Below are 17,601 nucleotides of genomic sequence, written 5' to 3' on the forward strand. Positions count from 1 at the left end.
GCTCATCCGTCCGTCGATCTGGTAACACTTTCCCACGCGTCAAATTCTGCACTGAGTGACGAGAGCTTTTCTCGGACCAAACCGAGCGCATCACTGCCTAGCAGAAGATGCGATGGCGGCTCGTCGTTTTCGATAACGGACAACATGGCACGCGCAGCTTTGACAGGGTCTCCGAGTTGTCTACCGCTTTTCTCTTCCCGTCCTTTTCTGATCGGATCGAACAGAGCATCGTAGTCCGGGATCGAGCGCGGCGTTCGAACCATCGATCGACCGGCCCACTCAGTGCGAAAAGACCCGGGTGCCACTGCGGTCACGTGGATGCCGAACGGCTTGACTTCTTTGCTGAGGACCTCGGAAATCCCCTCTAATGCGAATTTGCTGCCGCAGTAGTAGGCGATTCCCGGCATCGTGATAAAGCCGCCCATCGATGTGATGTTGAGAATATGTCCGCGTCGTCGCTCGCGCATATACGGCAACACGCTCTTCATAACGGCAACCGCACCGAACACGTTCACGTCGAATTGCCGACGCATTTCAGCAAGCGGCGACTCTTCCATGACGCCCTCATGACCGTAGCCGGCGTTGTTCACCAGCACGTCCAGTGGTCCCACGTTTGCCTCAATGTCGTTGACGACATCGTCGATTGAATCGAAGTCGGTTACATCAAGTACTCGACCGAATGCGCTTGCGGAATCAAGCGATTCAAAGCGGTGTTTTGCCTGCTCGCTTCGTACCGTGCCGACGACCCGATACCCCGCGGCGAGTGCTTCTTCGGCCAATGCGCGTCCGAAGCCGCTACTGACACCGGTGATGAGCATGGTTTTGGTTGAAGGCATTGCGAACGCTCCTGGGTTGGTTTGGAGAGTTGCATGTTATTCTGAATATTCCATGAAAATCAGGTCAAATTATCTGTCTTTATTGCCTATTTCTATGAGCAAAGCAGCCCGCAAGGAGAGCATTGATCAACATGTCCCGTCTGCCAGCGCACGTGACCAACGCCGCATGGTGTCCCTGCTGGCCGCGCTCGCTCCGCGGGAAGGCTACAACCTGACTGCGTTGAGCGATGTGCGTATCCTGCGTTCCGACCGGGCGTTGTCTCGCACGCCGGTGCTATACGATCCCGGCATCGTGATCGTCTGCCAGGGTAGAAAACGGGGATTTTTGGGTGACCGGGTCTATGTGTACGACGAGCAGCACTATCTCGCCGTCGCGGTGCCGGTCCCCTTCACGATGGAGACCGACGCGACGCCCGAGTGTCCGCTTCTGGCCCTGTACCTGCATCTGGACTTTCAGGTGGCGGCCGAGCTCATGATTCAGATAGGTCAGCATGGTTTGCCATCGCCGGGCGACGTGCCGCAGACCATGATGTCGAGTCCAATGGATGCGTCGATGCGAGCGTCTGTGTTGCGTTTCCTGGAGGCAATGAACCAGCCACTTGACGCCGCAATCCTGGGTCCGGGGCTGGTACGTGAATTGTATTTCCGTGTTCTCACCGGCGCCCAAGGCAACGCAATGCGCGCGGCTTTAGCGATGCAAGGGCAATTCGGCAAGATTGGGAAAGCGCTGGAGCGTATCCATGCGACCTATGCAGAGCCGCTAGACCTTCCAGGTTTGGCAAACCAGGCTGGGATGAGCGTTCCTACGTTCCACAGTCACTTTAAGGCCATCACAAGTACTTCGCCGATGCAGTACGTGAAGTCCACTCGATTGCATCAGGCTCGCTTGCTAATGGTGCGCCAAAGCATGACTGCTGAAGCGGCCTGTCATGCTGTCGGCTATGCCAGCCCCTCTCAATTCAATCGGGAATTCAAGCGACTCTTTGGCCGAACGCCTGCCGCAGAGACGAAACGCCTTCGGGAAAGCTTCGCGCTGCCTCCCGCCTTTCCAGAGTCAAAGTTCGTCTCGTCACATTGAGGACCGGCGATTGACGGCTTCCCCTATATGCACGTCGGCCGGCTCGATGTCCGAAGAGTCCGTTGTACAACTAAGCGGCCGACCAGGGACGCCCCCTGGCCGGCCACATTCGACAAGCGACACGACACGAGATCGTTGACTGTCCCAACGAATCGCGTCGCGTCGGTCAAGTAGCACGCTCCACTAGCCGCAGAGCATAACCCTCCGCCTAAAAGCGCTCGCGGTCGAACTCCGGCAGCGCACGCGTTCCTTCAATCGCGACCGAGTGCAACAGTTCAGGCTCCAGATCGAGCAAACGCAGGATCGTCGGCGCGACCTGCGTGGTCAGCACACGCTCGTCGTTGGTCCGTCCAGCGTGATGGGCGTGAGGCACGTAAACCACGAGACCGAGATGGCTGTCGTCGGGTGCATTGCCGCCGTGCTCTTCGTCCTTGGCCGTACTCGAGGTATAGATGACCCCCGGGTTCGGCTGAACGATGATGTCAGGCGTGCGTCCGCGTGCCGGATCGCCAAACCAGTTGCTCAGCTGCGGGCCGTACAGAATGTACGCCTGCGGGCCGTCCGCGCAAATGCCGGGTGCGTTGCAGCTCAGGTTGTCTTTCAGGGTCTTCACGACCTTAGGCAGTTGGCGCTGATCGCGCAACCAGATCAAGCCGACGTCATCGGTCTGGACGAAACCCGTATCGACGAGCCCCGTTCCGTCATTGAGGTTGCCGCTCTTCGTATTGTTCTGCCCGAAATTTCCGTTCGGATCCAGATAGTTGCTTGCTTCAAGCAGCTTCGAAAGCGTGTCGCCGTTCTTCACCAGCTTCGAATGATCAGTCGGGGACTGCCCATGCTTCGCAGTGACGATGATCGCCGTCGACGAATAGAGGTTGCGCTGCTTGAGTTCGGACACGATGCGACCCAATGCGTTGTCCAGATACGCAATAGCGCCGGTTACTTGCGGACCCGGCGTGAAGCTCGCATCCAGATAGCCGCCGCCAGTCGCCACCGTTGCCTTCTGGGCGACGCTCAAGGTCTGGAAGTTGGCTCCGAACACGGTAGGCACGTCGGCGGTGCCTTGGCCTGTCGAATCCTTGCCGTCGATTTCATTGATCAGCGACTGCACATGGTAATCGTCGAACTTTTCCGTGTGCGTGTAGCTGTCGAGGTAGTACGTGTGGGTAACCGGATCAATCGAATTGATCTCGGTGCGCGAGAGATCGTCGACGCCTGTGCCTGACGGTCCATTGAGCCAGTCGTAGCCCCACGCATGTTTGTCTGCCCAGGCGGTGCGAGCGCCTTTCACATTGTGTTTGACCACTTCGAAGATCGTGTTGGTCTTCACATAGTTGTGCGGATAGACGGGCGTACAGACGCCATTGACCAACGCATGCGGGATGGCTTGCGGATTGAACGCGCCGCCACCGTTGAGATTCGTCAGGGCGCCGCCGTTCTCGCCGTCAATACCCGTGGTCTCGTCGAATACGACATTCCAGCCTTGCTTGCCGGTGCAAGTGCTATCCGACGGCGCGTAGAGCGTGCGGTCATAGGATACGTCGTAGAACAGGCCCGCGGACTTGGGCGAGCCGCCGGTGACGAGCGCTGCGAGGCCCGGGAACGAATCCGAAAGACCCGGTGTGTGTGCGTTGGTGTAGGTCGTACCAGACTTGGCCAGCAACGCAAGATTAGGGCACGCATTCGAACTGATGCAGCGTGCGACGTCCTGCTCATGCAAACCATCGAAGCTAATCAGCAACACATGCTTTACCGACTCATGCTCATGATCGTGCTCATCGCCCGCCGCTGCGCCCACCGAGTACAGCCCGGCAAGCAAGGCAACGCCCACGCCAATGGCATTCTGCGTACGCTTCCATCTCCTGATCGTCTTCATTTTCCCGTCCTTTTTCAGGTTGTCACGAAATATTTCGTAATCGGGAATGAATGTGCCGTGCAATTGAGTCGTCTGGATGAACTGACGCTTTCGATTTCATAACGCGTAGCATCTCATGCTACAGGCCGGAAAAACACGTAATAATATGTATGACTTAATGTTTCCTTAAGCATTGGGTGATCCGGTGGTGCGTCAGGGGTGTGGCCGTCTGCGGCCGTTGAGCCGGGCTTGCGTGCCTACGATCGGAAGGTGCGGCCGGGCAAGCCGGCCGTACCCGGAATCAAGCCTTCAACGGCAGCCAGATTTCGAGCCCGCCCATGCCGCTGACGGGGTCGAACTTCTCGTCATAGCGCTCGAAGTTCGGTGCATCGGCCGGGATATGTCCCGATGCCGGCAGCCACTGATTCCAGATCGTGTTCCAGGTGCGCCGCACGGTCGAGATATGCTCGCGGTGGCTGAACACTGCGTAGCGCTGCGGGGAAATGCGCAAGCGGCTTAGTTCGGTAGCTAATGCCGAAAAGTCACTGACTTCGACACCGCACAGATAGTCAATATTGCCGGCGTCGTCGGCGTTGTAGCAGACGCCATACGCTACGTTGCCGACCTGGCCCGGCACTTTGCCGAAATAGTCGCCAAAGCGCTGCCACTGCGAAGGAATCGCGGCGCAGGTTTCGCTTGTGTAGCGCTCGCTCAGGCCCGCGACGAGAAACGGTTTGCCGTCTTCGAAACGCGGCGGTTCCAGATGCGTGAAAGGGGTTTCGTCCATTTTGATCGGCTCCACGATGGCAAGGCTGTCGAGATGACCACACGCGCGCAGCGCTTCGGGCGTGAGTCCGAATTGTTCGCGAAACGCACGCGTGAATGCTTCGTGAGAACCGTAACCGGCGTCGATGGCGACTGTCAGAATATCGGGTGCACCGTCGGCGAGGCGCCGTGCCGCTTCGCTCAGGCGGCGCGCGCGAACATAGCGCATGACCGAAAGCCCGGTGGCCGCTTCGAAAGCGCGCGCCAGATGAAAGCGCGACACGCATCCGCAGTTTGCGATGTCATCGAGCGTCAGCTCGCGGGCAAAATGGCTTTCGATAAACCAGAGCGCTTTTCCAACGGGGTTCATATCAGCTCTCATGTCTGCATGAAGCCAGCATAGCCAGGCGCGATCCGGCGCATTTGATCGCGCTTGCGGTTTTGCAACAGCCCGCGAATGAACTCCTTCGTATGCATGCTTCGAATACGCCGCGCGCAGATCAATAGTTTTCCGTCGCTGCCTCGTTGCCGCTGGAGCGAGGATGTTCGGATGCTGATGTGCCGTGACCGTGTGCGTCCGCATCGGCGCCGCCAGGTTGCCCGGGGCGCAGCAGCAAACCGCCCAGCACACCCGCCGCTGCTGCGAAGATCGCACCGAACAGGAACGCCAGGTGATAGCCGCTATTGAGGGCCGCCGTAGCGCTCCCGGAAGCCTGCATCGCATCGCTGCGCGCGGCAGCGAGACTTGCGAGCACCGCGAGGCCGAGCGCGCCACCCATCATGAACGACGTATTGACGATACCGGACGCTAGGCCCGAATCGCTCGGATCGACGTCGCTCATGGCGGCCAACAACACGGGATTGAACGCGATGCCGGCGCCGAAGCCGAGCAGGAGCATGCCCGGCAGCACGTCGAACACGAAGCTGCCGTTGACCGGCGCGCGTGCAAACAGCGCAAGGCCACATGCCGCGACAAGCAGCCCGGCAGCAAGCGGAAGACGCAGTCCGAAGCGCATCACCACGCGCGCCGACAGGCCCAACGAAAAGAACGCCATGATCAGATTGGCAGGCAAAAACGCGAGTCCGACCTGCAACGGCTGGTAGCCGAGCACACGTTGCAGATACAACGCGGAGATGAAGAACCACGCGAACATTGCTGCCGCCCACAGTACGCCGACCACGTTGGCGGTCGCGACATTGCGCAAGCGGAACAGACCGAGCGGCATCAACGGATGCTGCACGCGCGCTTCGATAACGAGAAACGCGATCAATAACGCGAGCGCGGCGAACAGCAGCCCCAGCGTCTGCATCGAGGTCCAGCCGGCTTCGTTGCCGTTCACGACTGCGTACACGGCGAGCATTAGCGAAGCCGTCACCGTCACCGCGCCGGCCACGTCGAGCCGTTCACCATGAGCATGACCTCGTGCAGAGGGCAGGAGCGTGACGCACAACGCGTAGACGGCGATGCCAATCGGCAAGTTGACGAGAAAGATCCAGTGCCAGCTCAGCAGGTTGGTCAGCAGACCGCCAAGCAATACACCGATGCTGCCGCCACCCGCGCAGACGAACCCATATACGCCCATCGCTTTCGCCCGCTCACCGGTCTCGGTGAACAGGTTCATGATCAACGACAGCGAAACGGCTGAGACGACTGCGCCGCCCAGACCCTGCACGGCACGGGCGCACACCAGCAGAACTTGCGAGTTCGCCATGCCGCATGCGAGCGACGCCAGCGTGAACAGCGTGATGCCGCCGAGGAACAGCTTGCGGTGGCCGTAGAGATCACCCAGCCGCCCGCCAAGCAGCAGGCAACCGCCGAAGGTGAGCATGTACGCATTGACCACCCACACCAGCGAGGTCTCGGTAAAGCCGAGGTCCGCGGCGATCGACGGCAACGCGACGTTCACGATTGTCGTATCGAGCACGATCATGAGCACGCCGAGGCACAGAACGATCAGCGCCAGCCAGCGTTTGTTGCCGTGGATGGAATGGGTCATGCAGGGGCTCCTTTGCCGTGGTCAATCGGGCGCAAGCGGATGCAAGCGGATGCCGGACGTGCCGCCGCTCGGCACAAAGTCGGAAACCCGGTCGGCAACCCGTTGATGGCAATGGGAAATTTTAGTCTAGCACCCGTGACTTTTGACCCACAACTACGAATTCCTGGGCGGCGCGAGCCGTCAATGCCCGCCCAGTAGTTCGTACTTGCCGCCGCGCTCCAATGCCCGCTGATAGGCCGGCCGCGCGTGAATGCGCTTCAGGAAATCGACGACGGCGGGAATTTGCCCTTCCATGCCGCCGCGAGCGGTGGCAGCTTCGAGCGGGAAGCTCATCTGAACATCGGCCGCCGTGAAATCGTTGCCGACGAACCAGCCGGTCGCGCTCAATTCGTTATTGATGTAGCCGAGGTGCAGCTTCAACTGCGGATCGATGAAGCTCGATTGCAGCGTCGACGCGATCTTGCGCGCAATCGGCTTGGCGAAGAACGGCATTGGCGCGCCGGCGATGCGCAGGGCGATCAGTTTTAGCAGCAGCGGCGGCATCGCCGAGCCTTCCGCGTAGTGCATCCAGTAGGTATAACGCAGCCGCTCGGGCGTGCCCGCTGCGGGCGCAAAGCGGCCCTGACCGTACTTGTCGACCAGATACTCGATGATTGCACCGGATTCGGCGAGGGTCTGGCCGTCGTCGGTGATGACGGGCGACTTGCCGAGCGGATGGACTGCGCGCAACTCAGGCGGCGCCAGCATCGTTTTTGCGTCGCGCTCGTAGCGCTTGATCTCGTACGGAACGCCGAGTTCTTCGAGCAGCCACAACACGCGTTGCGAGCGGGAGTTATTCAGATGATGGACGATCAGCATGGGTCGGGAAACGGTGGCCTGTGGAGTGTCACATCATAGGGGCGTTATGCCGAGGCATAGCTCCAGGAAAGAGGGGCTCCTTGATGGGCTAAGTCATCGTACGCAATTCGAAGCGTTTGATCTTGCCGGTTTCGGTGCGCGGCAGCGCCCCGATGAAAGCGATGACGCGCGGGTATTTATACGGCGCCACGCTATTTTTAACGAAATCCTGCAGTTGCGCGACCATTTTGTCGTCAGGCGTATAACCTGGGTTCAGCACCACGAAGGCCTTGACGATCTGTCCGCGCGTCTCGTCGGGTACGCCGATCACGCCGCACTCAGCTACCGCATCGTGTTGCATCAGCACGCTTTCCACTTCCGGCCCGGAGATGTTGTAGCCGGCGGAGACGATCATGTCGTCGGCGCGCGCCTGATAAAACACGTAGCCGTCTTCGTCGAGATAGACCGAGTCGCCGGGAAGATTCCAGCCGTCACGTACGAACCGCGTTTGCCGCTCGTCGGCGAGATAGCGGCAGCCAGTCGGCCCGCGTACCGCGAGTTTGCCGATCGTGCCGGGCGCAACGGGCTGCATGGCGTCGTCCACGGCTTGCACGACGTAGCCCGGCACCGCGCGACCGATGGCATGCGGGCGGATCGCGTCGCCTTGCGCCGAGATGAAAATATGGATCAGTTCCGTGCCGCCGATCCCGTCGATCATGTCGATGCCGCTTGCGTCGTGCCATAGACGGCGCGTCGAATCCGGCAACGCCTCTCCCGCCGAGACCGTTTTCTTCAGGCTCGAAACGTCATGATGCGCAATGAGCGGTGCCATTTGCCGGTAGAACGTCGGCGCGGTGAACATGATCGTCGCGTGAAAGCGCTCGACGGTTTGCAGCAAGGTCTCGGGCGTGAGCCGCTCGATCAATACCGTTGACGCACCCACTCGCAGAGGAAAGCACAGCAAGCCGCCGAGGCCGAATGTGAAGGCGAGCGGCGGCGTGCCGCAAAATACATCGTCCGATGAAGGTTTCAGAACATGACGCGGAAACAGATCGCACATCGCCAGGACGTCGCGATGAAAGTGCATGCAACCCTTCGGCGCGCCTGTCGTGCCGCTGGTGAAGGCGATCAAGCAGACGTCGTCAGCGGCAGTGTCGCAGGCTGTGAAGTGGTCCGGTTTGTTGATCGCAAGAGTGTCGAGCGAATCGGTGGAATCATCATGAAACAGACGCGTTTGTTTCAGGCCCGCGCAATAGAACTCGTCCTGCGGATTGGTGCAGCGCGCGAGTTCGTCGGTCAGTCGTGCGTCGCATAGCGCGGCGCTGACTTGCGCCTTCTCGATGATCTGCTTGAGTTCTTTCGCACGCAGGAGCGGCATGGTGGGCACGACGACGAGGCCGGCCTTCAGGGCGGCGAGCGCCGTTACTGCCATGTGCAAGGTGTTCGGCCCGCGCAGCAGCACGCGGTTGCCCGGCTGCAAACCCATTTCATCGACCAGCACGTGCGCGCTGCGATTCACCAAGGCAAGCAACTCACCGTAAGTGGTCGCTTGCGGCTTCCCATCCACGTCCGACCAGATCGCCGGACGGTCGCGATGTCCCGCTTCGATCGTTCTGTCGAGTAATTCCGTCGCGCAATTGAAGCGCGCCGGGTAAGCAACGTCCGGGTTGTCGAGCAGAAAGACGGGCCATTGATCCTGCGGCGGAAGATTGTCGCGCGCGAAGGTATCGACGTGTGCTGACGGTTCCATCATTGTCTCCCGGGCGTTGAGCCGGCTGAATGCGCTTCGGTTGGCTGGGTGGCTAGGTATTTCGTATTTCGAGCGCTTACTGGGGGATCACTGCCGTCGCTTCGATTTCGACCTTGGCTTCGTCTTCGATCAATGCGACGACCTGCACCGCGCTCATGGCGATGTCGTAGTCGCCGATCAACTCGCGAAACGCCCGGCCGATGTCTTTCAGCGAGGCGAGGTACTCGCGCTTGTCCGTGACGTACCACGTCAGGCGCACCAGATGCTCGGGTGCGCCACCCGCTTCATGCAGCACAGCCAGCACGTTCTTGAGCGCCTGAATGGCTTGTGATGCGAAGTCGGTGGTCTGGAAACGCGCCTGTTCGTCCCAGCCGATCTGGCCGGCGATGAACACTTGCGTGCCGGTTGCAGCGACGCCGTTCGCATAGCCGCGCGGCTTGATCCAGCCTGCGGGAAGGAGAGCTTTTTTCATGAGCGATTCGCCTCAGTGGATTCGGGCTGTGGAGCAAACGCCGCGAGCGCGCTCGCGATGTCGGCGGGAATGTCGATGGATGTGCCGCTTTCGAGCGATGTCGTCACGAGCACCTGTTTCGCGCGAAAACGTGTTTCGTTGCCGCAATAGCCGAGGATGTCGATGCTGATCGAGCGCCGTCCAATTGCCACGACGCTGAGTGCCAACGTGATCGTTTCACCCATCTGGCTCGGCCGCGAAAACTCGCAATCGAGTTTGACGATCGGCAAGCCGACACGGCGTTGCGCGATCATCTGCGCATAGTCGATCCGCATGCCTTCGTTGAACCAGTCTTCGACCAACGCGTTGGTCATCACCAGATATTGCGGAAAGAACACAATGCCGGCCGGATCGCAGTGCGAGAAACGGATGCGGACCGGTCTTTCGAAGGTCGTGTTCATTTCGCTGCGTCCTTGGCGACTTCCGCGGCGTGAGCCTTCAGGAGGTCGCGGCCGACAATCAACTGCTGAACTTCAGTCGCGCCTTCATAAATCCGCAACGCGCGAATCTCGCGATACAGCATCTCGACGGCAGTGCCGCTTTGCACGCCCATGCCGCCATAGAGTTGTACCGCGGCGTCGATCACCTGTTGCGCACCTTCGCTTGCGTGCCACTTGGCCATGGCGGCTTCGCGCGTGACGTTCTCGCCTTGATCGCGCAGCCAGGCCGCGCGGTAGACCAGCAACGCGCTACTGTCGATCGTCAATGCCATTTGTGCGAGTTTGGCTTGCGTCAACTGAAAATCGCCGAGCGTCTGTCCGAACATCTTGCGCGACGACGCACGCGAGATGCCTTCTGCCATTGCATGGCGCGCGAAACCCAACGACGCAGCCGCTACCGACGTGCGGAAAATATCCAGCGTACGCATCGCGAGTTTGAATCCTTCGGCAGGCGCGCCGAGCATCTGACTGCGCGGCACGCGTGCGCCGGCAAAGTGCAAACGCGCTAGCGGATGCGGCGCGATCACGTCGATGCGTTCGGCGATTTCCAGGCCCGGCGTGTCGGCGTCGACGATAAAGGCGGTGATGCCGCGCGCGCCTGGCGCTTCGCCGGTTCTGGCGAACACGACGTAGAAATCGGCGATGCCGCCGTTCGAGATCCACGTCTTGTCGCCGTCGAGTACGTAGAAGTCACCGTCTTCACGCGCTGAGAGGGACATGGCGGCGACGTCCGATCCCGCTTCCGGCTCCGACAAAGCGAAGGCGGCGATAGCGGTGCCGTTCGCCACGCGCGGCAAGTAGCGCGTCTTTTGCTCATGCGTGCCACCGAGCGAGATCGCGCCTGAGCCGAGCCCTTGCATCGCCAATGCGAAATCCGCGAGACCGGAATGCTTGGCGAGTGTTTCTCGCAGCAGGCACACGGCGCGTGTGTCGATCGTGTCACCGTGGCCACCGTAAGCAACGCCGCCGACGCCGTATTTCAGCCAACCCGCCGACCCGAGTTCACGGACCAGGCGGCGGCAGGTCGCATCGACGTCATCGTGCTCGACGTGCGAAAGATTCGCGAGGCACCATGCTTCGACACCCTTAGCCAGTTCGCGATGGCGTGGCTCGAAAAAAGGCCAGGCCAGCGCGCTGTGCGGATCCATATCGTTGTTCGTGCTCAATTCAATCTCCCTCGAACACAGGGCGGGACTTTGCGGCAAATGCGCTATACGCCCGTTCGAAATCGCGCGTGCTCATGCAGATTGCCTGTGCTTGCGCTTCCGATTCGATCGCTTCGTCAATGCTCATGCTCCATTCCTGGTGCAGCATCCTCTTCGTGATGCCATGCGCGAAGGTGGGGCCGGCGACGAGATCGGCGGCGAGTTTTTGTGCGTCTGCGAGGAGCGCTGCCGGTTCGCACAGGCGGTTATAGAAACCCCATGCGTGGCCTTCTTCGCCGCTCGCCGAGCGGCCGGTGAACAGCAGCTCGGCGGCGCGTCCCTGACCGATAATGCGCGGCAGGATCGCGCAAGCGCCCATATCGCAACCCGCGAGGCCGACGCGCGAGAACAGAAACGCGAGCTTGCTGCGCGCGGTGCCGAGGCGCATGTCGGACGACATCGCCAGAATGGCGCCGGCGCCGGCGCATACACCGTCTACCGCAGCAATTACCGGTTGCGGGCAATGACGCATCGCTTTGACCAGGTCGCCGGTCATACGCGTGAACAGCAACAGTTCCGGCATCGGCAGATCGATCAGCGGCGCGATGATGTCGTGCACGTCGCCGCCGGAGCAGAAGTTCTCGCCAGCGCCATGAATCACTACCGCCTTGACGTCGGTCGCGTAGGTGAGTTGCCGGAACAGATCGCGCAACTCCGCATACGATTCGAATGTCAGCGGGTTCTTGCGTTCGGGCCGGTTCAGCGTGATCGTCGCGACCTTGTCGGCAACCGACCAGCCGAAGTGCTGCGCCTCGTAACCGGCGAGCGTCAGGCGGTTGCCGGCTAGTAGCGCATCGGTGTTGGATCGTGTCATGAGTGCTTTCTCCGATTCGGTGCGGATCAGTCTTTCAGACTGTCGAGCAGATGTTTCTTGAGTTTGCCGAGGCGCTGATGGGTGCGCGATTTTTCGTCGAGACTCAAGCCGCCGAACAATTCGACAACCCATTGCTCGTGCGCGACTGCCATCTTGTCGAACGCCTTGCGGCCTGCGGGCGTGAGGCACACGCTGATCGAACGGCGATCGTTCGGATCGGTATCGCGTGAAACCAGACCTTCCTTTTCGAGCTGATCCGTGATGCCGGTCACGTTGCCGCCCGTCACCATCAAACGGCGCGACAGCTCGGTCATCTTCAGGCCTTCCGGATGACGTTCGAGTTGCGCCATCAAATCGAAACGCGGCAACGTGGTGTCGAATTCGTTACGCAGGCGCTTGCGTAGTTCGGCTTGCACGAGATTGGTCGTGGTCAACATGCGCAGCCACAAACGCAGACCCATGTGACTATCGACGCCGGTGCTCATTTCCAGATCCACGACGTTCTCCGCTGGTTTGGCGACGCCTTTGCGTGGCGGCTTGACTTCTGCCGTCGGGGGTTTTTTGATGTTCGATGACTTGGTCACATTACTTCTCCACCGGAGATGGAAATGGATTGGCCCGTGATCGCGTCCGAGCCGGGTTGGCAGAGCCACAGCACTGCGTTGGCGACCTGCTCCGGACTCACAAAGCGATGTTGCGGATTCGAGCGAAGCAAGGTTTCGCGCGCCTGCTGTTCGGTGCGCGAGGTCTTGCTGGTGATCTGTTCGAGCGATGCGTGCAGCAGCTCGGTCTCCGTGTAGCCGGGGCAGACTGCATTGACGGTGACGCCTTTCGTGGCGACTTCCAGTGCGAGTGAACGCGTCAAGCCGATCACGCCATGTTTCGCGGCGCAGTAAGCGGCGACGTACGCATAGCCGATTTGCCCCGCCGTGCTCGCGACATTGACGATACGGCCGTGGCCGCGTTCGAGCATGCCGGGCAATACGGCGCGCGTGCCGAGGAACACGCCGGTGAGGTTCACGTCGAGCATGCGTTGCCAGAGCGCCATGTCGGTATGGCTGAACGGCGCGGCTTGCGCCTGGCCCGCGTTGTTGACGAGGATGTCGATTGCGCCGGCTTGTGCGAATGCTTTCTCGACCGATTCTTCGCTCGCGACGTCGACGCTGATGCAGGCGACCTCGCCGAGCCCGTTGAAATTTTCGCGCTGCGCATCAAGACGTTGTGCGTTCCGCCCCATCAAGGTGACGCGCGCGCCGGCGCGCAGCAGCGCTTCGGCCACCGCTGCACCGATGCCGCTGCCGCCGCCGGTGACGACAGCGTGCTGTCCTGCGAGCGTTCTGATGGGCGTGTTCACGTGGTTCCTTCTGCGCGTTGCGCGCGTTCTTGCGGCGTCAGGCCTGCGTTCGCAGCGGCCTGGGCACGCTCACGTTCGAGATTGCGTTCCAGTTGCGACTTCGCTGCCGTGTAAGGCTTCGGCCACATCACATCGAAATAGCCGATTTTTGCGGCTTCATTCAACGTCCACGACGGATTCGCCAGATGCGGTCGCGCAATTGCGCAGAGATCCGCACGGCCTGCCGCGATGATGCTGTTCACATGGTCTGCTTCCGAGATCGCGCCAACCGCAATCGTTGCGATTCCTGCTTCGTTGCGCACGCGGTCGGCGAATGGCGTCTGGAACATGCGGCCAAACACGGGCTTTTCCTGCTTGCTGACCTGGCCCGACGAGACGTCGATCATGTCGGCGCCTGCAGCTTTGAAGGCACTGGCGATTTGCACGGCGTCGTCGGGCGTGGTGCCGCCTTCGACCCAGTCGTTAGCGGAAATTCGCACGGAAATCGGCTTGTCTTGCGGCCAGACTGCGCGGATCGCCTTGAAGACCTGCAATGGGTAGCGCAACCGGTTTTCGAGCGAGCCACCGTATTCGTCGGTGCGATGGTTGGTCAACGGCGACAGGAAGCTCGACAGAAAGTAGCCATGTGCGCAGTGCAGTTCGAGCCAATCGAAGCCTGCCTCGGCGGACATTTGGGCAGCGCGCACGAACTGCGCTTCGATTTCTTGAAGTTCGTCTGGGGTGGCCTCATGCGAAATCTGACTGACGCCACTTAAATATTGTTGCGGCGAAGCGGACACAACCGGCCAATTGCCTTCGTCGAGCGGCTGATCGATGCCTTCCCACGAAACGCGTGTCGAGCCTTTGGCGCCGGAGTGCCCCAGCTGGATGCCGATCTTCGCGTCCGACTGACTGTGCACAAGGTCGACGATGCGCTTCCACGCCGCGAGATGCTCGGGTGCGTACATGCCGGGACAAGCGGGCGTGATGCGCGCTTCGGGCGACACGCAGGTCATTTCCGTCATGACCAGTCCGGCGCCGCCCATGGCGCGCGCACCAAGATGCATCAGGTGATAGTCGCCGGCGATGCCGTCGACGGCAGAGTATTGCGCCATCGGCGAGACGACCACGCGGTTTTTCAGCGTGACGCCACGCAACGTGAAGGGCGTGAACATCGGCGGAACGGAGTGTTTTTCGGGGGCGCGGTCAATGCCTGAGCGGTGTGCGAGCCAGTCTTCGAATGTCGAGAGATAGGTCGCGTCACGCTCCCGCAAATTCTCGTGCGAAATGCGCTGCGAACGCGTCAGCAGCGAATAGGCGAACTGTTCCGGTTCGAACGATGTATAGCGATCGACATGCTCGAACCACTCCGTCGAATTGCGCGCGGCGTTCTGAATGCGCAATACGTCGATGCTGCGGACATCCGTGTAGTGCTTCAACGCGGCGGGTAAGTCACCGGGATGCGCGCCGATGCTGTTGGCGAGTTCGATCGAATCCTCGAGCGCGAGTTTGGTGCCGGAGCCGATCGAGAAGTGCGCGGTGTGCGCCGCGTCGCCCATCAGCACGATCGGCGTTTGCGTGCCGTCGACGTTGCCGCGCCAATGCACCCATTCTTCGTTGACGACGCGCGGGAAACGAATCCACTGCGACGAACCGCGCAAGTGCGCTGCGTTCGATAGCAACGCGTTGCCGTCCAGATACTTGGCGAACAGCTTCTCGCAGAAGGCGATGCTGTCTTCCTTGCTCATTTCGTCGAGACCGGCGGCGCGCCACACACGCTCCGGTGTTTCGACAATGAACGTGGAGGTTTGATCGTCGAAGCGATAAGCGTGGGCCTGGAACCAGCCGAACTCGGTTTCTTCGAAGGCGAAGGTGAACGCGTCGAACAGCTTTTTGGTGCCGAGCCAGACGAAGCGGCAATCGCGCATGTCGATGGCGGGCTTGTAAGTGGCGGTGTACTTCTGACGGATGGCGCTGTTGGCGCCGTCACAGGCGATGATCAGGTCGGCGTCGTAGGTTGTGTCGTCCGTGACCTGGGTTTCGAAAACCAGCTTGACGCCGAGCTCTTCGCAGCGTGCCTGCAGGATATTCAGCAGACGTTTGCGGCCGATGCCGCAGAAGCCGTGGCCAGACGAGCGAATCTGCCTGCCGCGGAAATTGATCTCGATGTCGTCCCAGTGATTGAAGGCGTCGAGTATCGCGTCGGCGCTTGGAGCGTCGGCGGCGCGCAGGTTGCCGAGCGTCTGGTCGGAGAACACGACGCCCCAGCCGAAGGTGTCATAGGGCCGGTTGCGCTCGACCACCGTGACGTCATACGCCGGGTTCCGTCCCTTCATTAACAAACCGAAGTACAAGCCGGCTGGGCCGCCGCCGATACAGACGATGCGCATGATGTCTCCTCACGTGGTCTTTGCTCTGGAATGTAATTTAGGCTTCGATAGTTTAGATGTCAAGTAAATTGTGGGCGGGCTGGAGGGCTTCAGAAGGCATTTGATCTGAAAGAGTAAAGTCGGTCGGACCGAAATACAGACGGTCGGAGGCCGATGGTCTGCGGGAGAATCTCTCTCACGAGCCTTTACTCAACTAGACTAAATGGTTCCCGCGTTGTGGGAGGCGCTAAGAAACGCGACTTGGTTTGCTATGAAGTCCGGACGCGTGGAGGCTGGATGGAATCTGGCGAAGTCGGTGACGGGGGAGTTGGGGGCGACGCCTGAGAGGATTTTGCCGACGTTGAATAGTTTTGCTTACGCAACCCGTGAAAAACTTCTGTTTACGGGATGGTAGACGCACTGATTGCGGAGCTCTTTGACTGACATTGTTGTCGTCAACGCAAATTTGACCCGGATACTGAACTCAGCTGGACCACGAAGGTGGTCCGCAAATCCTTGCTGCTGGAACTTTTCATGGTTGGCAGGCGTGGTCACTCTGACGTCGGCTTTGCATTCATAAGCTTATGCATTGCGCCGGTCGTGCTGATACGTCACTTTCGGAACGGCCACCAATTCTGCCGCAGAAACGCAATCAGGTTCCGCAACGGTGTTGTTGGTCATACCCGTTTTCGATGCACATCCGATTGAACGCAGGAACGGCAAACTTGATTGCAGCCGCGGTACCGCAAAGTCGAACGAGCCGCTCCAGTCACACCGAGCTAGTATCTGAATCCAATTGAGCCAGTGCGCCATCTGCGCCAAGCTGCTGCCGTGCTTTTTCCCAATAGTCCTGGGAACGCCCGTCGGGACTTCCTTCTTCCTCCCAAAGATAGAACGCGAGCGTACGAATTTGTTCCTCGGTAACAGGCACATCCATTTTCAATCTCCCAAAAAATACCGTCAATGGGTCAAAGGATCGTCGCTATGCTCAACCGACTTGGCAGTTCGAAAGGGCAGCACTGCACGGTGCCCGCCTTCCGAATGCCAAACAACCCATTGATGCGTGGTCCACGACTACCGCTAACCTCTTTGTTGGTAGCGACGGTTCGCTGCGATCCGCGTGACTACGGGCACCACACGGGGGTTCAACACAGGAATTGAGCCAGCACGACGTTCAGCTCGCGCAACGATTGCATCAATGGTGACTCGTGCGACCGCGCGTTGTGCCCGCCTTGTGAAGTGCTTCATACGGCGGTCGCTGACCGGATGCCGAGCCCACACTAGCGCTGCGAACCAACCGATAACCGTCCAGCCCAGCAGGATGTTCACCATCGTCACCGCAAACGCGTCTTCGCGTTCTCTAGCGTCTGCAATCATTGCGGGCGCCAGATAGAGCATCAGCGCCCCCATGATCACTGCACCCTCGATAATCTTCAGCATTTCGACACCTCACTACAGTCTCTGTCTGCAGACGACCTTCAGATTAGTGGCCTGCGTACAGACGGCCAACAGACTCGGCAGGTTGACGGCTGCCAGACTCCGAAGTCGATGCGACTACACCACCGTACGAATCATTGACGGAGCCGACCGCGTCGTTGCGTTCGACTGCAACGGTTTGCGCACTCTGGCCACGCTGCGATGCGGGCGCGCCCACTGACGGGCGATAGGAAGGTGCCGGGCCATAGCCGCTGGCAAACGCAGGCGCAGCGATAGCGGTGGTAGCTGCGATGAGCAGAGCTGCAAGAAGTTTGCTTTTCATGACGAATCCTCAATGCGATTTTTAGGAGCGTTGCGGGTCGAGTGAGACGCGC

Annotated in this window: 17 protein-coding genes; 1 reads left to right on the forward strand and 16 read right to left on the reverse strand. The window is 60.2% G+C overall.

Annotated features, from left to right (window positions below; all coding sequences use genetic code 11):
* Positions 1-2: 2 nt before the first annotated feature.
* Positions 3-836, reverse strand: coding sequence for an oxidoreductase (locus KHO31_RS11060; protein ID WP_201085609.1), 834 nt, complete (start codon positions 834-836; stop codon positions 3-5).
* Positions 837-1,002: 166 nt separating this feature from the next.
* On the opposite strand from KHO31_RS11060, the gene KHO31_RS11065 reads away from it, so the two are divergent.
* Entirely contained in the window at positions 1,003-1,914 is a 912-nt protein-coding gene (locus KHO31_RS11065; protein ID WP_201074808.1) for an AraC family transcriptional regulator, read from the forward strand.
* A gap of 208 nt (positions 1,915-2,122) precedes the next feature.
* Here the strand turns inward: KHO31_RS11065 and KHO31_RS11070 are convergent, their stop codons facing one another.
* The 15 genes from KHO31_RS11070 to KHO31_RS11140 all read right to left on the reverse strand — a co-directional run bounded on the left by KHO31_RS11070 (position 2,123) and on the right by KHO31_RS11140 (position 17,549).
* A complete protein-coding gene (locus KHO31_RS11070) occupies positions 2,123-3,790 on the reverse strand; it encodes an alkaline phosphatase family protein (protein WP_201074552.1) in 1,668 nt (555 codons plus the stop codon).
* A gap of 280 nt (positions 3,791-4,070) precedes the next feature.
* The gene (locus KHO31_RS11075; protein ID WP_201074553.1) at positions 4,071-4,904 is read right to left on the reverse strand and encodes an AraC family transcriptional regulator; all 834 of its coding nucleotides are present in this window, start codon (positions 4,902-4,904) and stop codon (positions 4,071-4,073) included.
* 130 nt (positions 4,905-5,034) lie between these two features.
* A complete protein-coding gene (locus KHO31_RS11080; RefSeq protein ID WP_211623308.1) occupies positions 5,035-6,531 on the reverse strand; it encodes a DHA2 family efflux MFS transporter permease subunit in 1,497 nt (498 codons plus the stop codon).
* A 180-nt stretch (positions 6,532-6,711) separates the two neighbouring features.
* The gene (locus KHO31_RS11085; protein ID WP_201074556.1) at positions 6,712-7,389 is read right to left on the reverse strand and encodes a glutathione S-transferase; all 678 of its coding nucleotides are present in this window, start codon (positions 7,387-7,389) and stop codon (positions 6,712-6,714) included.
* Positions 7,390-7,477: 88 nt separating this feature from the next.
* Positions 7,478-9,118 (reverse strand): AMP-binding protein, encoded by a 1,641-nt coding sequence (locus tag KHO31_RS11090; protein ID WP_201074557.1) that lies wholly within the window; start codon positions 9,116-9,118, stop codon positions 7,478-7,480.
* A gap of 76 nt (positions 9,119-9,194) precedes the next feature.
* Positions 9,195-9,590, reverse strand: a complete 396-nt coding sequence (locus KHO31_RS11095; RefSeq protein WP_201074558.1) for a RidA family protein — start codon at positions 9,588-9,590, stop codon at positions 9,195-9,197.
* A complete protein-coding gene (locus tag KHO31_RS11100; RefSeq protein WP_201074559.1) occupies positions 9,587-10,030 on the reverse strand; it encodes an acyl-CoA thioesterase in 444 nt (147 codons plus the stop codon). The genes KHO31_RS11095 and KHO31_RS11100 overlap by 4 nt, the downstream gene beginning before the upstream one ends.
* Positions 10,027-11,217 carry an acyl-CoA dehydrogenase family protein gene (locus tag KHO31_RS11105; protein ID WP_201074810.1) on the reverse strand — a complete coding sequence of 397 codons (1,191 nt, stop codon included), beginning with the start codon at positions 11,215-11,217 and terminating at the stop codon, positions 10,027-10,029. Before KHO31_RS11105 ends, KHO31_RS11100 begins: the two co-directional genes overlap by 4 nt.
* 19 nt (positions 11,218-11,236) lie before the next feature.
* Entirely contained in the window at positions 11,237-12,088 is an 852-nt protein-coding gene (locus KHO31_RS11110; RefSeq protein WP_201085607.1) for an enoyl-CoA hydratase family protein, read from the reverse strand.
* A gap of 26 nt (positions 12,089-12,114) precedes the next feature.
* Entirely contained in the window at positions 12,115-12,672 is a 558-nt protein-coding gene (locus KHO31_RS11115; protein ID WP_201074561.1) for a MarR family winged helix-turn-helix transcriptional regulator, read from the reverse strand.
* Positions 12,669-13,442, reverse strand: a complete 774-nt coding sequence (locus tag KHO31_RS11120; RefSeq protein ID WP_201074562.1) for an SDR family NAD(P)-dependent oxidoreductase — start codon at positions 13,440-13,442, stop codon at positions 12,669-12,671. Before KHO31_RS11120 ends, KHO31_RS11115 begins: the two co-directional genes overlap by 4 nt.
* Positions 13,439-15,811 (reverse strand): bifunctional salicylyl-CoA 5-hydroxylase/oxidoreductase, encoded by a 2,373-nt coding sequence (locus KHO31_RS11125; protein WP_201074564.1) that lies wholly within the window; start codon positions 15,809-15,811, stop codon positions 13,439-13,441. Before KHO31_RS11125 ends, KHO31_RS11120 begins: the two co-directional genes overlap by 4 nt.
* Before the next feature lie 748 nt (positions 15,812-16,559).
* Complete coding sequence (locus KHO31_RS11130; protein WP_211623309.1) at positions 16,560-16,727, reverse strand: DUF2934 domain-containing protein; 168 nt, start codon at positions 16,725-16,727, stop codon at positions 16,560-16,562.
* Positions 16,728-16,870: 143 nt separating this feature from the next.
* Positions 16,871-17,230 (reverse strand): superinfection immunity protein, encoded by a 360-nt coding sequence (locus KHO31_RS11135; RefSeq protein ID WP_211623311.1) that lies wholly within the window; start codon positions 17,228-17,230, stop codon positions 16,871-16,873.
* Positions 17,231-17,273: 43 nt separating this feature from the next.
* Positions 17,274-17,549, reverse strand: a complete 276-nt coding sequence (locus tag KHO31_RS11140) for a hypothetical protein (RefSeq protein ID WP_201074570.1) — start codon at positions 17,547-17,549, stop codon at positions 17,274-17,276.
* Positions 17,550-17,601: the final 52 nt, after the last annotated feature.

The organism is Paraburkholderia domus, from assembly GCF_905220705.1.
In the GTDB taxonomy this organism is placed as follows: domain Bacteria; phylum Pseudomonadota; class Gammaproteobacteria; order Burkholderiales; family Burkholderiaceae; genus Paraburkholderia; species Paraburkholderia domus.

What these genes read in the sequence shown, in the direction of transcription:
- KHO31_RS11090 (WP_201074557.1), bottom strand. Translation starts at nt 9,118, where the DNA reads ATGGAACCGTCAGCACACGTCGATACCTTCGCGCGCGACAATCTTCCG.
- KHO31_RS11095 (WP_201074558.1), bottom strand. Translation starts at nt 9,590, where the DNA reads ATGAAAAAAGCTCTCCTTCCCGCAGGCTGGATCAAGCCGCGCGGCTAT.
- KHO31_RS11125 (WP_201074564.1), bottom strand. Translation starts at nt 15,811, where the DNA reads ATGCGCATCGTCTGTATCGGCGGCGGCCCAGCCGGCTTGTACTTCGGT.
- KHO31_RS11075 (WP_201074553.1), bottom strand. Translation starts at nt 4,904, where the DNA reads ATGAACCCCGTTGGAAAAGCGCTCTGGTTTATCGAAAGCCATTTTGCC.
- KHO31_RS11130 (WP_211623309.1), bottom strand. Translation starts at nt 16,727, where the DNA reads ATGGATGTGCCTGTTACCGAGGAACAAATTCGTACGCTCGCGTTCTAT.
- KHO31_RS11080 (WP_211623308.1), bottom strand. Translation starts at nt 6,531, where the DNA reads ATGACCCATTCCATCCACGGCAACAAACGCTGGCTGGCGCTGATCGTT.
- KHO31_RS11070 (WP_201074552.1), bottom strand. Translation starts at nt 3,790, where the DNA reads ATGAAGACGATCAGGAGATGGAAGCGTACGCAGAATGCCATTGGCGTG.
- KHO31_RS11105 (WP_201074810.1), bottom strand. Translation starts at nt 11,217, where the DNA reads ATGGATCCGCACAGCGCGCTGGCCTGGCCTTTTTTCGAGCCACGCCAT.
- KHO31_RS11135 (WP_211623311.1), bottom strand. Translation starts at nt 17,230, where the DNA reads ATGCTGAAGATTATCGAGGGTGCAGTGATCATGGGGGCGCTGATGCTC.
- KHO31_RS11140 (WP_201074570.1), bottom strand. Translation starts at nt 17,549, where the DNA reads ATGAAAAGCAAACTTCTTGCAGCTCTGCTCATCGCAGCTACCACCGCT.
- KHO31_RS11100 (WP_201074559.1), bottom strand. Translation starts at nt 10,030, where the DNA reads ATGAACACGACCTTCGAAAGACCGGTCCGCATCCGTTTCTCGCACTGC.
- KHO31_RS11110 (WP_201085607.1), bottom strand. Translation starts at nt 12,088, where the DNA reads ATGACACGATCCAACACCGATGCGCTACTAGCCGGCAACCGCCTGACG.
- KHO31_RS11085 (WP_201074556.1), bottom strand. Translation starts at nt 7,389, where the DNA reads ATGCTGATCGTCCATCATCTGAATAACTCCCGCTCGCAACGCGTGTTG.
- KHO31_RS11060 (WP_201085609.1), bottom strand. Translation starts at nt 836, where the DNA reads ATGCCTTCAACCAAAACCATGCTCATCACCGGTGTCAGTAGCGGCTTC.
- KHO31_RS11065 (WP_201074808.1), top strand. Translation starts at nt 1,003, where the DNA reads ATGGTGTCCCTGCTGGCCGCGCTCGCTCCGCGGGAAGGCTACAACCTG.